Origin of the sequence: Flavobacterium sp. LC2016-12 (assembly GCF_015351595.1) — a bacterium.
Lineage (GTDB): Bacteria > Bacteroidota > Bacteroidia > Flavobacteriales > Flavobacteriaceae > Flavobacterium.
This window is the reverse complement of sequence record NZ_JADKPT010000017.1, coordinates 1-13,302: the sequence shown is the minus strand read 5'-3', so window position 1 is coordinate 13,302 and position 13,302 is coordinate 1. Positions and strand designations below refer to the sequence as shown.

Genomic DNA, 13,302 nt, shown 5'->3' with positions numbered 1-13,302 from the left:
TAAGGTTCTAAGATAAAAAAACCGCCTTAATCAGGCGGTTTTGCTTATATTCCTGACGTGTTCATCTTTACAAAAACTTTGCGAACCTTGCGTAGACCTTAGCGTTCTTTGCGGTTAAGTATCAAGCACTTTTATCTACACTTTCAAAAGCTATAAAGTGAGAAAGCTCTCCTTTTAAATTAAAAATAGGTACGCTATTTATTTTGCATTTATAGATTTCTCCATCTTTTTTATAATTCTCTAAAGTTTTTTCAAACGGAACTTGTGATTGAATAGCTATTTTTATCTCATTTAAGACAATTTCAGACGTTTTTGGCCCCTGAAACATCTTTGGGGATTTACCGATGATTTCGCTTTCTGTATAGCCCGTCATTTTTTTTATTCCGTTGGAAGCAAAAACGATTTTTAAATTCGCATCCGTAACCAAAATCACTTCATCTAAAATTCGGTCTTTAATTTCCAGATTTTTAGCATTCCATTTAAAGCGATTTGAAATTTTATCTACTTTTTTCAAATCAGCAAAAATTGCCCGTAATTCATTTAGATATTCATAGTGAAAATCCCAGGATAAAATGGGAACACTATTCCGATGCGTGATTTCTTCTTTAGTATTTTTCATTTTCGAAACGGTATAGAAAAATTTTCTATAGTAAAGATAGAGAGAAAATTCATCATAAAAGATACGTTTTTAAGTTTTTAACGTTAATTTGTTCATCAAAAAGTAAACTTTAGCTGAACAACAACTGCTTTCTTCTCTTCCGTATTTAAATTGTTTAAAGAGATTCCGAGCAACCGAACAGAATCTTTCATTTTTTCCTGATACAATAGTTCTTCAACTGTTTCAAGGATCAAACTTTTATCAGAAATAAAATAAGGTAATGTTTTGCTACGTGTTTGCTGTGTAAAATCACTGTATTTGATTTTCAGCGTAACTGTTTTCCCTGAAATATTGTGTTTTTTTAATCGTTTTTCCAGTGAAGTGGCAATTCTTTCCAGTTGCTCCAACATAAAAATCTCTGAAGATAAATTGACATCAAAAGTATGTTCTGCGGCTACCGATTTTGTAACCCGATATGATTTTACTTCACTATTATGGATTCCGCGAACCACTTTGTAATAAAAAGCACCTGATTTCCCGAAGTGTTTTTCAAGGAAATCTTCTGACTTTGTTTTTAAATCGGCTCCGGTAAAAATTCCTAATTGGTACATTTTCTCGGTAGTTACTTTTCCAACGCCATAAAACTTCCGAATAGGCAATTCTTCCAGAAAAGATAAAATCTCTTCTGGATTTACAGTTTTCTGCCCGTTTGGTTTGTTGATATCGCTGGCAATTTTCGCTACGAATTTATTAACAGAAATTCCAGCCGAAGCTGTTAATCCAACTTCATTTAGAATTCTCAACCGAATTTCCTGCGCTAACAAACTCGCACTTGGGTTTCCTTTTTTATTCTGAGTTACATCAAGATAAGCCTCGTCTAGCGAAAGCGGCTCGACCAAATCTGTATATTCGTGAAAAATTTTATGGATTTTACTTGAAATTTCTCTGTATCGATCAAATCTCGGACGTACAAAAATTATTTCAGGACAATATTTTTTAGCTAAAACGCCGCTTATAGCACTTCGAACGCCAAATTTGCGCGCCTCATAACTTGCCGCCGAAACTACTCCTCTATTCTCTGAACCGCCTACAGCAACAGGTTTTCCTCTTAAACCAGGATTGTCCATTTGCTCTACAGAAGCATAAAAAGCATCCATATCAATATGAATAATTTTACGATATGTAGGTGTTTCAGACATATTACAAATTTAAACAGGAAAGCTTGAAAATGAGATGCAAAAAATCATAAAAATAAACTCATTTAAAGATTAACAACTAAATGATCGCAAACAAATCATTTTCTTTATTTTTGTATACTACTCGAAATAAAATAAAATGCGAACATTTGTTATAGGCGACATACACGGAGGATTACTCGCACTTGAGCAAGTGTTGAAAAAAGCCGAAGTTACTACTGAAGATACTCTAATTTTTTTAGGCGATTATGTTGATGGATGGAGTCAATCAGCAGAAGTTATTGAATATTTGATTGACCTGAAAAGCAAGCAAAACTGCATTTGCATCAGAGGAAATCATGATCAGCTGGCATTGGATTGGCTTGAGAACAGGCATGAAGAATTTGATGAAGAAATGTGGTACAAACATGGCGGTAAAGCCACTGTTGAAGGCTATGCTAAACTCTCAGAAGAAAGAAAAAAAGAACATATTGTTTTCTTAGAATCTTTACAGGATTATTACCATGATGACCAAAATCGATTATTTGTTCATGCAGGTTTTACCAATTTGAATGGTGTTGTCTGGGAATATTTCCCAAAATTATTTTATTGGGACAGAACCCTTTGGGAGACGGCACTTTCGTTAGACCCAAACCTGAAACCGGAAGATCCTTATTACCCTAAACGCTTTACTGTTTACAAAGAAATATTTATTGGGCACACTCCGGTAACCCGAATTGGACAAACAATTCCGGTTAACAAGGCATGTGTCTGGAATGTTGATACAGGAGCAGCTTTTAAAGGCCCATTAACTATTATGAATGTTGACACTAAAGAATTCTGGCAAAGTGATCCCTTAAATGAATTGTATTCTAATGAAAAAGGTAGGAATTAATCTATAAAAAATTAAATTTGCAATCCGAAATAATTAATATTTAAGTTTATGAAAAAAGTTATTACATTTTTGTTTTTAGTATCATTCGGTTTAACGCAAGCGCAACAAGCTTTTACAGGAAAAGGTGATGTTAGAGTTAACGTTGGTGCCAATCTACAAGATGGTGGTTCAGGAATTCAGGGTTCTGTTGATTTTGGTTTAGGAGAAAATTTCTCTTTTGGTTTTGTTGCGAATTATCTATTGAGTGTAGATGGATATGGACAGTATAATGGTAATCAATATTATGAACAAAAACCTGATTTTGCTCATCGTTTTGACGCAAAAGCAAGAATTAATGCTAACTTAAGCAGTGTGATTGGAGTAGAGCAATTAGATATCTATCCTGGATTAAGTATAGGAACACATAATTTTGGAGGACATGTAGGTGGTCGCTATTTCTTTACTGATGGATTTGGTGTCTATACGGAAATTGGTTTTCCAATTGCAAAATATGCTAGAGATGGTATTTTTGGTCATTTAAATAATCAGGCAACTTTTAGCTTAGGTGCTTCTTTTAATTTGCAATAAACTACTACCACAAAGTCGCAAGGACACAAAGTTCATATAAAAAAAACCGTCCAATAGGACGGTTTTTTTTGGTTATTGCTTGATTATACTTTCTTTGCGTTTTGGCTAATTTTAAATTGCCATTTCCGGAATTTCACCTTCAATAATTAAATCTGCTTCAGTTGAGGCAATGATATGTTCGACAGATACTCCTGGTGCTCTTTCTAAGAGCTTAAAACCTTTTTCTGTTACTTCGAGAACTGCAAGTTCAGTCACAACCTTTTTAACGCAACCTACACCTGTTAATGGCAAAGTACATTTTTTAAGTATTTTTGATTCTCCTGCCTTATTAACGTGCATCATCGCCACGATTATATTTTCGGCGGAAGCCACCAAATCCATTGCTCCTCCCATTCCTTTTACCATTTTCCCCGGAATTTTCCAGTTGGCGATATCTCCGTTTTCTGAAACTTCCATAGCTCCCAAAATCGTTAAATCTACTTTTTGGCTTCGAATCATTCCGAAACTAAAGGCCGAATCAAAGAAACTCGCTCCCGGAAGTGTTGTAATTGTTTGTTTTCCAGCGTTGATAATATCAGCATCTTCTTCTCCGGCAAACGGAAAAGGTCCCATACCAAGAACTCCGTTTTCACTTTGAAATTCAACCGCGATATCTTCACGCACATAATTCGCAACCAAAGTCGGAATTCCAATTCCAAGATTAACGAAATACCGGTCTTTTACTTCTTTTGCAATACGTTTTGCAATATCTTCTTTTGTTAACATAAATTCAATGTGTCTTTTATTAAATGTGCCAATTGGAAATTAGATAATTAGATAATACCATACTGTACGGAATCTAAATAATTATCTAATTATCACATTTTCTAATTATCTAATTATCTAATTATCTAATTTTTTCTTGTAAAATAATCCCAGGTTGTTCTTGCAATGTCTGCAATTATTTTCTCTGTATCTTGTTGGCTTTCTGTAATCTCTTTTAAATAAACTGAAAGAATAAAATGTTTTCCATTTGGAAGTTTTACAATTCCGATATCATTCATTGCAACTCTCAAATTATTATCGTTTGTTCCCGAAATTCCAGTTCTGTGTGCCAGTTCTGTTCCTTCCGGAAGACCGGCTTTCATCCAGGTAAGTCCTCTTGAAGTTTCTACCATTATCTGATATAAATACTGGGTTGTATTTTCTTTTAGAACTTCGCCTTTATAGAATTTCTCCAATAATTCCGTTGTTGCCAATGGAGTTGTTGTATTTACATAAAGGTTTTTCCAGCTTTCCATTTGCTTTTCATTGACCTTGATCACGAAATCTTTAATTCCTTGTTTGTTTATAAACTTCTGAACGACTTTTGTACCTCCAACTAAATCGATCAATATGTCACAACCGTTATTGTCACTATGTGAAACCGTATATCGTAACAATTTGTCCAATGTTAAATCTATATTTCCTTCCGGATAATCTTCCCTCATTGGACTCCAAGTATTTTCGTGTAAATCCTTCTTCTTAATAAAGATCTTTTGATCCAATGAAAGCTTTCCTTGATCAACCTGGTTCAAAACAGTTAAAGCAATATGGAATTTAAAAACACTCATCATGGGTGCTTTCAAATTTCCATTAATACTCAAAGTATCTTTATCTTCAATACTTTTAATAGAAATCCCAACTGTAGCATTCTTAGTTGCAATAATCTGATTTAATTGTTGTCTAAGATCTAATGTCGTTTGTGAAAAAGCCTGAAACGAGAGAAAGGAAATTAGAAGTACAGAAATTCGATTCATTATTTTATTTTTTATAAGGCCTTTTGTTAATGTGCCAATTAGAAAATTTGATAATTAGATAATGCTTCTCTTTACGCAATCTAGTTCATTATCTAATTGACTAATTATCTCAATTATCTAATTATGCTCTCTGTCTAACGGTTCGCTGCTCAATTCTCTTTTCAAATTTTTCTCCCTGGAAAATACGTTGTACCATGATCCCTGGAATATGAATTTGATTTGGATCTAAAGTCCCTACGGGAACTAATTCTTCCACCTCAGCAATGGTAATTTTTCCTGCTCCGGCCATACACGCATTGAAGTTTCTGGCGGTTCCTTTAAAAATAAGATTTCCGGCTTCATCACCTTTCCATGCTTTTACAATCGCAAAGTCAGCTTTGAAAGCTTGTTCCATGATATGCATTTTTCCGTTGAATTCGCGTACTTCTTTTCCTTCTGCAACTTCGGTTCCGTAACCTGCCGGGGTGAAGAAAGCTGGAATTCCGGCTTGTGCCGCACGACAACGCTCTGCCAAAGTTCCTTGCGGCGTTAATTCAACTTCCAATTCTCCCGAAAGCATCTGGCGTTCAAACTCTGCATTTTCACCAACATAGGATGAAATCATTTTTTTGATCTGTTTCTTTTGCAAAAGCAATCCTAAACCAAAATCATCAACACCTGCGTTATTAGAGATACAAGTTAAATCTGAAATAGTAGTATTTACTAAGGCAGCAATTGTGTTTTCAGGAATTCCACATAATCCGAAGCCTCCAAACATGATGGTCATACTGCTTTCAATTCCTTCTATCGCCTCCTGAACATTATTTACTTTTTTTGTTATCATAACAAACTGTCTTTATTACCGTAATATTTTTGATAAAAATAAGATTTTTCGATTAATTTATAACGATTTCGTAAAAAATAAAGTCAACTGAATCCAAAAAAAATATCCCTTTGTATTCTTCTGAATTTCAGAAGCTACAAAAGGATATTTTTTTTATTTAAAGAGACTGAATTTACAATTCGAATTCGTCTGTATTTTGTTCTGTAGCAGTAGTATCTTTCACAACTGCTGGTCTGCTGTAACAATCGACTTTTATAGAAAGATTTGCCGGACGCTCAAATTCGGATTTAGAAATCTGAAGGGCTTCATCTTTATAACAAAGTTTCATAAAATAAGCCCAAACCGGCAATGCCGCTGTAGCTCCCTGACCATAAGTTAAACTTTTGAAACGTGCTGAACGATCTTCACATCCAACCCAAACTCCGGTTACTAAATTCGGAACCATACCCATAAACCAACCGTCTGACTGATTTTGTGTTGTTCCTGTTTTACCCGCAATTGGGTTTCTAAACATATATGGATATCCTGTCCAACGGTTGTCTCCGCTTCCTCCGCCTTCTGTACGCAAACGCGCCCCAGAACCAGTTTCAGTAACTCCCTCCAATAATTTGATTACTGCAAAGGCAATATCTTTATTTAAAACATCATGCGATTCCGGAATTGGTTCGTAAATAACCTCTCCGCTTTTATTCTCAATTCGGCTTAAAAACTGAGGTTTTACATAAACTCCCTGGTTTGCAAATGTACTGTAAGCCGCAACCATGTCTTCAACTGTAATATCAACAGCTCCTAACGCAATTGAAGGCTGCACCGGAATTTCTGTTTTTACTCCTAATTTTTGTGTCAATTCTACAACAGCTTCAGGACCAGTTCTGTCAATTAATTTTGCTGAAACGGTATTGATGGAGCCGGCTAAAGCTTGTTTTAAAGTTACCATCCCGCGGTAGGTATGGTTTGAGTTTCTTGGCTCCCAATCTTCTGTTACGTGATGACGCCCTTTGCGAATCACAAATGGTCCGTCTAAAATTGAATCACAAGGGGACATATTTAATTGTTCGATCGCAGTTGCATAAACAAATGGTTTAAAAGTAGAACCAACTTGTCTTGCTCCCTGCCCAACGTGATCGTATTGAAAGTATTTATAATTAATACCTCCAACCCATGCTTTGATGTTTCCGGTTTGAGGCTCCATTGCCATTAAACCAGATTGCAAAAAGTGTTTGTAATAACGAATAGAATCCGTTGGTGTCATAATGGTATCGCGTTCCCCTTTCCATGTGAAAATACGCATTTGTGTTTTTACCTTGAAGGAAGCGATGATTTCATCTTCGCTTTTATCCATATCTTTCATGATAGCCCAACGCGTAGAATTTTTCATCGCCTGCATCATAAGCTTATCTGTTTCTGCCTGAGTGATATTTACGAAAGGTGCATTTTTATTGTCTTTCTGATCGATGAAAAATTGTTGTTGTAAATTTTTCATGTGTTCAGTAACCGCTTCTTCAGCATAAGACTGCATTCTCGAATCGATTGTGGTATAGATTTTCAATCCATCTTTATAGATGTCGTAATCAGATCCGTCTGGCTTTTTGTTTTCAGCAACCCATTTTTTCATGTAATCACGAAGGTATTCTCTGAAATAAGTAGCCGTTCCTTCACGGTGACTTTCTAATTTGAATTTTAAGGTAATTGGTAAGGCCTGTAATCTCTCCTTCTCAGCAGTAGTGATCATTTTGGCTTTTTCCATTTGCCCTAATACTACATTACGACGATTTTTTACGCCTTGTGGGTTACGAACTGGATTATACAAACCTGAATTCTTGAACATTCCGACTAAAATAGCCGATTCGTCCACTGTTAAATCTTTTGGTTCTTTAGAAAAATAGGTCTGCGCTGCAGAACTAACTCCAACCGAATAATTTCCGAAATCATAAACATTGCAATACATTGCGAGGATTTCGTTTTTAGTATATTGTCTTTCCAGACGAATGGCAATAATCCATTCCTTTATTTTTTGCACAATTCTGAAAGGAAGGAATTTGGATCCTTCTCCGTGGAACAATTGTTTTGCTAACTGCTGCGTTAATGTACTCGCTCCACCGTTGGTTCCTAAAGTAAAAACAGCTCTTAAAGTACCGCGCCCGTCAATTCCTGAATGTTCATAAAAACGTGCATCTTCAGTAGCGACTAATGCTTCTACCAAATTTTTTGGCAAATCAGAATATTTAAGCTGAGATCTGTTGGTTTTAAAGTACTTACCAAGAACTACCCCATCTGACGAGATAATTTCGGTGGCCAAATTAGAATCCGGATTTTCCAAATCTTCAAAAGAAGGCATTGAACCGAATAATCCCCACGAGGCAAATAAAAAGAAAGCTAAAATTCCAAGCAAAGTGTAAGCAAAAACCCGCCAGAACTTCTTTTTATAGTAATTAATATCTTTAACGCTATTTGATTGATTGTTTTTTTTAGCAGCCATAACTATTTTTCTAATCTTTTTGTTCTATTCTAAAACCTACGTCTGTAATACCATCTAACTCCTGAACGCCCGGAATTTTTCCAGATTGTCTCACCGCTTGTTTGATGTGTACTTTGTATTTTCCTCTAAACTTAACGCCCTCTCTATAATACAGTTTACTTTCTTTAATATCTGTAAAACCGTTTCCTAATAAAGTTCCGTCAGGATTTGCCATTTGATATTCTAACGTATCAACTTTTGTAAAACCATTTGGCATTTCAAGAGATACAATTAAAAACAAATTATTGAATGGATAATTGTTATTGTCTCTCAAATTTACAAATAAATTGTATTTTTTGGTGGAATCTAAAACGGGCAAATCAAAAGTTACAACGCTGTCTTTGTGCCAGGCACTTCCAACAGATTTGTACTCATCAAATACTCTTTTCTTATCACAAGAAAAAAGAAGAATTGCTACCAAAAGAAGAATTCCGCTACTTTTTATTCTCATTTTTAGTAATAATTATAGGTTTTCTTGGCTCAGCTGGCTTATTGTCATTCGAATTATTTGGCTTGTTCGACTGATTTTGCTTGTTGTGCGGTTTATTCGATTTATTTGGATTACCACCAGCTGGTTTATTATTATTGTTATTATTATTTCCTTGTTGAGGTTTATTTGGTGTAGGAGCTGCAACAGTTTCACCTTCAGCATTTGGTTTGCGTTTGCGATTTGGTTTTTTCTTTTTCTTCGGCTGATCAAAACGAGTCAAACTCTCTTGACCCATAGCGTTATTAAAGTCTTTTTCAGGTTCTGAAACCACTTCAATAGCAAAATCTTCCAATGAAGAAACTTTGTTTTTTTGTTTATTTTCAGCAATAATTTCTTTTACCTGATCAATTTTCAAAACGTGCCAGTTTGCGAAATTATTGGTGTAAGCAAACCACATTAATCCTTTAAAGATATCTTGTTTTTGACAGATTGCATCTCCTTTTTCGGTTACTAATTTAGTGTCGTAATCCGGAAAATCTTTTAATGCATCCATGTAAGTGTCAAGCTCATAATTTAAGCAACACTTTAATTTTCCGCATTGTCCGGCTAATTTTTGAGGATTCAAAGAAAGCTGCTGATAACGTGCTGCTGATGTATTGACACTTCTAAAATCAGTCAACCAGGTTGAACAGCAAAGTTCACGTCCGCAAGAACCAATTCCGCCTAAACGAGCTGCTTCCTGACGGAAACCAACTTGCTTCATTTCGACTCTTGTACTAAATTCTTTAGCAAAATCTTTAATCAAAAGTCTAAAATCGACTCTGTCGTTTGCGGTATAATAAAAAGTCGCTTTCGATCCGTCTCCCTGAAATTCAATATCAGAAATTTTCATTTCCAATTTATGCTGAATTGCTAATTCACGCGCACGAACTTTCATTGGTTCTTCACGATCACGCGCTACAGACCAAATATCAATGTCTTTTTGAGATGCTTTTCTGTAAATTTTTGGAACTTCATTGCTTTCGTGGTTTACACCCTTCTTCTTCATTTGAATTTTTACCAATTCTCCTGTCAAAGTTACAATTCCAATATCATGTCCTGGCGATGCAACAGTCGCTACAATATCACCAATACTTAAAATTAATTTCTCTGAATTTCTAAAAAATTCCTTGCGGCCGTTTTTGAAACGAACCTCAACACAATCAAAAATTGCCTCTCCGTTAGATGGGCTCATATTCGAAAGCCAATCAAAAACCGTCAATTTATTGCAGCTATCGGTGCCGCAAGTCCCATTATTTTTACAACCTTTTGGTGCGCCACCATCTGAGGTTGAACAACTTGTACATGCCATAATTATATATGTAGTGTTGCAAAAAGCAACTTAAGTTCATAAACGTTTAATCGGTAAAGATAGTATTTTTTTTAGTTTGCTTTTTATCCATTAAAACTAAATGCTTGTTAAATAAACATTGAGGTTGTTTTTTAAACAAAAGCTTTTTCTGGTTCCTTCAAATTTGTCTTATTCTATTATCATTTCGTCTTATATGTCCGCCCAAAAGTTGAATTACAGCTGACTTTTGCGAATCAATCATTCTTAATTGAAAACTTTCCACTCACAGATTTATCATATAAACAAATTAACATTTTGATCAACTCAATATGTTTTCGTTGCAATTAAAATTTCACTGCCAATAAATTAAATGTCTATGCCAAATTTTACTTTCAAGAAATTTATTTCTTATTATCTTATTTCCCTTTCCTTTTTATTTTTTCCATTCACAAAGATAAATGCTCAAAATTTTATTGAAAGTTTTAAATACAACAGTATTCCGTCTTCACTTCATATGGACGGAGCCCCCTCAGCTTTTTTAACTGGAGGTTTTGGAACAAGAGATGGGTACAACGATTTAAATGCAAACGGCTATCTAAGATTAACCAATACAAATACAACTCAAAAAGCAATTTTATGGTCAACAATACCTTTTTCTTCAGCAAAAGAAATTAGTGCATCATTTGAATATTATATACACAGCGGAAATGGCGGTGATGGAATCGCTTTTATTTTATTTGATGAAAATACACCTACGCCTTTACCGGGAGAATTTGGCGGTTCTTTAGGATATGCACAAGCCAATGGACAAAATGGTTTTACAAATGGATATTTAGGTATTGGAATTGATGAATATGGTAATTTTTCATCTAATGCTGAAGGCAGAACAGGAGGCCCAGGAAGCATGGAAAGTGCTATTGTTTTAAGAGGTAAAGGTAATGGAACTTTAGGGTATCCCTATTTAACAGGTGCAAAAACACAATCATCACCTTTTTATTTTGATATAGCCGGAAATGACAGAACAGCCACTGACCCTAGTAAAGCAGGCTTCAGAAAAATTGATATACTTTTAAAACCGCGACCTGGAGGAGGTTTTTTTGTGTCAGTTTATCTAACTCACGGGAATACTAAAAGTTTAATAATTGATAATTATGCTTATACAACAGTAGCTCCAGCCAATTTAAGATTTGCCATTACAGCTTCAACGGGATTATATACCAATTTTCATGAAATACGTAATTTAAATGTTTCCTCTTTATATCAACCCATTGCAAATCCCGATTCTTTTTCAGGAATTGTGGGCGTGCCAGCAACTTCTGGAGACATAACTGCTAATGACAATGGAACAATAAACGCACCTGCGACTTTAGATAAAACATCAGTAGACCTGGACTTAGATTCAATAGGTATACAAAATTCTATCACAGTTGTAGGAAAAGGAACACTTACCTATGATTCAGTGACAGGAAAAGTCACATTTATTCCTTTAAATAATACAATTGAAGGACCTGTACAAATAAATTACACTTTTAATGATACTTTCGGTAAAACATCAACTGTTGCCACTATCATATATAATTCCATTAAAATTACAGGAGTTGATATATGTCCTGGAGGTACTGGTTCGCTAGTAATAGAGCCTTCCATCCCAAGAACGACAACTGCCTTTTCTGGCCATTGGAATTCTCAAACAGATCCTAAAGCTTTTATCCCTAATGATTTAGTTAATGGTTTTTTAGTTAATACCGCAAACTGTTCTTTCTCTACAAATGCTTCAAGAAATTATACAGCAACTGAATTTTCTGTCACTCGATCTGGGATCTATGTACTTAAAATGACCGACAGTAATGATTATGATGGCATGGCATACATTTATTCTGGTAATTTTGTACCTGGAAAATGTAATGCGGGGGGTACATGGATAATAGGAGATGATGATTTTGACGGTCGTTTTACAGAACCGAGATTAACCGTTTACTTACAAAGTGGAGTTAAATACACACTGATTTCAACACTTTGGGCTTATAATGATATAGGGGTTTATTCTGGAGACTATTCCTGGACAGTTACTCCGCCACCGGGAGGTCAGTTTTTACTGACTCCTTTAAATTATTGGTATACATCAGCTTCTGGTGGTACGCCTATTGGCTGGGGGCCAACTTTTAATCCAGTTGGAGTAACGAACTCGGGTTTAGCAAATACAAATACCCCAGGTACTACTATTTATTATGTTGGCGATGAAACAAACGCACCAAGATTTCCTGTGTCTTTTACTATAGAAGAATACGCCAATGCTGGACCAGCCTCGTCATCACCAACTGCCTGTATCAATACCGACTTAGTTTCTATTACACACAATACTGCAAATTCAACAGGCATAGGGATACCAACAGGTTTACCTTCTGGAGTAACCCCGACTTGGGCATCGAATTTAATTACAATTAGTGGAATACCAACTCAATCAGGTACTTTTAACTACAGCATTCCTATAATTGGTGAATGTGGAAATAATGTCGCGACAGGAAAAATAACCGTGATAACAAAGGCCAATGATATAATCACAACATCATCAATATGTTCCGGTCAGAATTACACATGGCCGGCAAACGGAATTGTATACACTACATCACAGACAGGACTTAGAATTAGCAATAACGGATGTATGGCAGATCAGGTTTTGAATCTGACTGTAACTCCTAAACCGGCTGATAGTATCACAACGCAAACAATATGTTCAGGACAGACTTACACATGGCCAGCAAACGGAATTGTATATACTACATCACAGACAGGACTTAGAATCAACAATGACGGATGCACCGCAGATCTGGTTTTGAATCTGACTGTAACTCCTAAACCAGCTGATGTTATAACAACAAAATCAATCTGTGCAGGAGAATCTTATAAATGGATTGATAATGTTACTTATACAACATCGCAAAATGGACTCAGAATCAGCAATGATGGATGCACTGCGGATCAGGTTTTGAATCTGAATGTAGCTCCTAAACCGGCTGATATTATCACAACTCAAACAATCTGTTCTGAACAGAATTATACATGGCCTGCAAACGGCATTTCATATTCTGCATCGCAAAACGGAATCAGAATCAGCAATGACGGATGTACCGCAGATCAGGTATTGAACCTGACTGTTGGAAGTAAACCTGCGGATGTTATAACTACAG

At 35.5% G+C, this 13,302-nt stretch carries 10 protein-coding genes and 1 pseudogene; 3 read left to right on the top strand and 8 right to left on the bottom strand.

The window, feature by feature from the left end; translation table 11 throughout:
• Window positions 1–121 precede the first annotated feature (121 nt).
• Window positions 122–619, bottom strand: coding sequence for a PAS domain-containing protein (locus IRZ99_RS19915; protein ID WP_194659139.1), 498 nt, complete (start codon window positions 617–619; stop codon window positions 122–124).
• A gap of 95 nt (window positions 620–714) precedes the next feature.
• Entirely contained in the window at window positions 715–1,797 is a 1,083-nt protein-coding gene (gene dinB, locus IRZ99_RS19910) for a DNA polymerase IV (protein WP_194659138.1), read from the bottom strand.
• Between the two features lie 136 nt (window positions 1,798–1,933).
• Between dinB and IRZ99_RS19905 the strand changes: the two genes are divergently transcribed.
• Window positions 1,934–2,668, top strand: a complete 735-nt coding sequence (locus IRZ99_RS19905) for a metallophosphoesterase family protein (RefSeq protein ID WP_194659137.1) — start codon at window positions 1,934–1,936, stop codon at window positions 2,666–2,668.
• 48 nt (window positions 2,669–2,716) lie between these two features.
• Window positions 2,717–3,235 (top strand): DUF6646 family protein, encoded by a 519-nt coding sequence (locus IRZ99_RS19900; protein ID WP_194659136.1) that lies wholly within the window; start codon window positions 2,717–2,719, stop codon window positions 3,233–3,235.
• Window positions 3,236–3,346: 111 nt separating this feature from the next.
• Here the strand turns inward: IRZ99_RS19900 and IRZ99_RS19895 are convergent, their stop codons facing one another.
• The 6 genes from IRZ99_RS19895 to IRZ99_RS19870 all read right to left on the bottom strand — a co-directional run bounded on the left by IRZ99_RS19895 (window position 3,347) and on the right by IRZ99_RS19870 (window position 10,135).
• Window positions 3,347–4,000, bottom strand: coding sequence for a CoA transferase subunit B (locus IRZ99_RS19895; protein ID WP_078006684.1), 654 nt, complete (start codon window positions 3,998–4,000; stop codon window positions 3,347–3,349).
• A 125-nt stretch (window positions 4,001–4,125) separates the two neighbouring features.
• Window positions 4,126–5,013 (bottom strand): class A beta-lactamase, subclass A2, encoded by an 888-nt coding sequence (bla, locus tag IRZ99_RS19890; RefSeq protein WP_194659135.1) that lies wholly within the window; start codon window positions 5,011–5,013, stop codon window positions 4,126–4,128.
• A 121-nt stretch (window positions 5,014–5,134) separates the two neighbouring features.
• The gene (locus tag IRZ99_RS19885; RefSeq protein ID WP_194659134.1) at window positions 5,135–5,836 is read right to left on the bottom strand and encodes a CoA transferase subunit A; all 702 of its coding nucleotides are present in this window, start codon (window positions 5,834–5,836) and stop codon (window positions 5,135–5,137) included.
• A 172-nt stretch (window positions 5,837–6,008) separates the two neighbouring features.
• Window positions 6,009–8,315, bottom strand: coding sequence for a penicillin-binding protein 1A (locus IRZ99_RS19880; protein WP_194659133.1), 2,307 nt, complete (start codon window positions 8,313–8,315; stop codon window positions 6,009–6,011).
• 10 nt (window positions 8,316–8,325) lie between these two features.
• Window positions 8,326–8,805 carry a gliding motility lipoprotein GldH gene (locus tag IRZ99_RS19875; RefSeq protein ID WP_194659128.1) on the bottom strand — a complete coding sequence of 160 codons (480 nt, stop codon included), beginning with the start codon at window positions 8,803–8,805 and terminating at the stop codon, window positions 8,326–8,328.
• Window positions 8,789–10,135, bottom strand: coding sequence for a regulatory iron-sulfur-containing complex subunit RicT (locus tag IRZ99_RS19870; RefSeq protein ID WP_194659126.1), 1,347 nt, complete (start codon window positions 10,133–10,135; stop codon window positions 8,789–8,791). Before IRZ99_RS19870 ends, IRZ99_RS19875 begins: the two co-directional genes overlap by 17 nt.
• A 355-nt stretch (window positions 10,136–10,490) precedes the next feature.
• On the opposite strand from IRZ99_RS19870, the pseudogene IRZ99_RS19865 reads away from it, so the two are divergent.
• Window positions 10,491–13,302 (top strand): annotated as a pseudogene (locus tag IRZ99_RS19865) (hypothetical protein); the annotation flags it as partial.

What these genes read in the sequence shown, in the direction of transcription:
- IRZ99_RS19915 (WP_194659139.1), bottom strand. Translation starts at nt 619, where the DNA reads ATGAAAAATACTAAAGAAGAAATCACGCATCGGAATAGTGTTCCCATT.
- dinB (WP_194659138.1), bottom strand. Translation starts at nt 1,797, where the DNA reads ATGTCTGAAACACCTACATATCGTAAAATTATTCATATTGATATGGAT.
- IRZ99_RS19905 (WP_194659137.1), top strand. Translation starts at nt 1,934, where the DNA reads ATGCGAACATTTGTTATAGGCGACATACACGGAGGATTACTCGCACTT.
- IRZ99_RS19900 (WP_194659136.1), top strand. Translation starts at nt 2,717, where the DNA reads ATGAAAAAAGTTATTACATTTTTGTTTTTAGTATCATTCGGTTTAACG.
- IRZ99_RS19895 (WP_078006684.1), bottom strand. Translation starts at nt 4,000, where the DNA reads ATGTTAACAAAAGAAGATATTGCAAAACGTATTGCAAAAGAAGTAAAA.
- bla (WP_194659135.1), bottom strand. Translation starts at nt 5,013, where the DNA reads ATGAATCGAATTTCTGTACTTCTAATTTCCTTTCTCTCGTTTCAGGCT.
- IRZ99_RS19885 (WP_194659134.1), bottom strand. Translation starts at nt 5,836, where the DNA reads ATGATAACAAAAAAAGTAAATAATGTTCAGGAGGCGATAGAAGGAATT.
- IRZ99_RS19880 (WP_194659133.1), bottom strand. Translation starts at nt 8,315, where the DNA reads ATGGCTGCTAAAAAAAACAATCAATCAAATAGCGTTAAAGATATTAAT.
- IRZ99_RS19875 (WP_194659128.1), bottom strand. Translation starts at nt 8,805, where the DNA reads ATGAGAATAAAAAGTAGCGGAATTCTTCTTTTGGTAGCAATTCTTCTT.
- IRZ99_RS19870 (WP_194659126.1), bottom strand. Translation starts at nt 10,135, where the DNA reads ATGGCATGTACAAGTTGTTCAACCTCAGATGGTGGCGCACCAAAAGGT.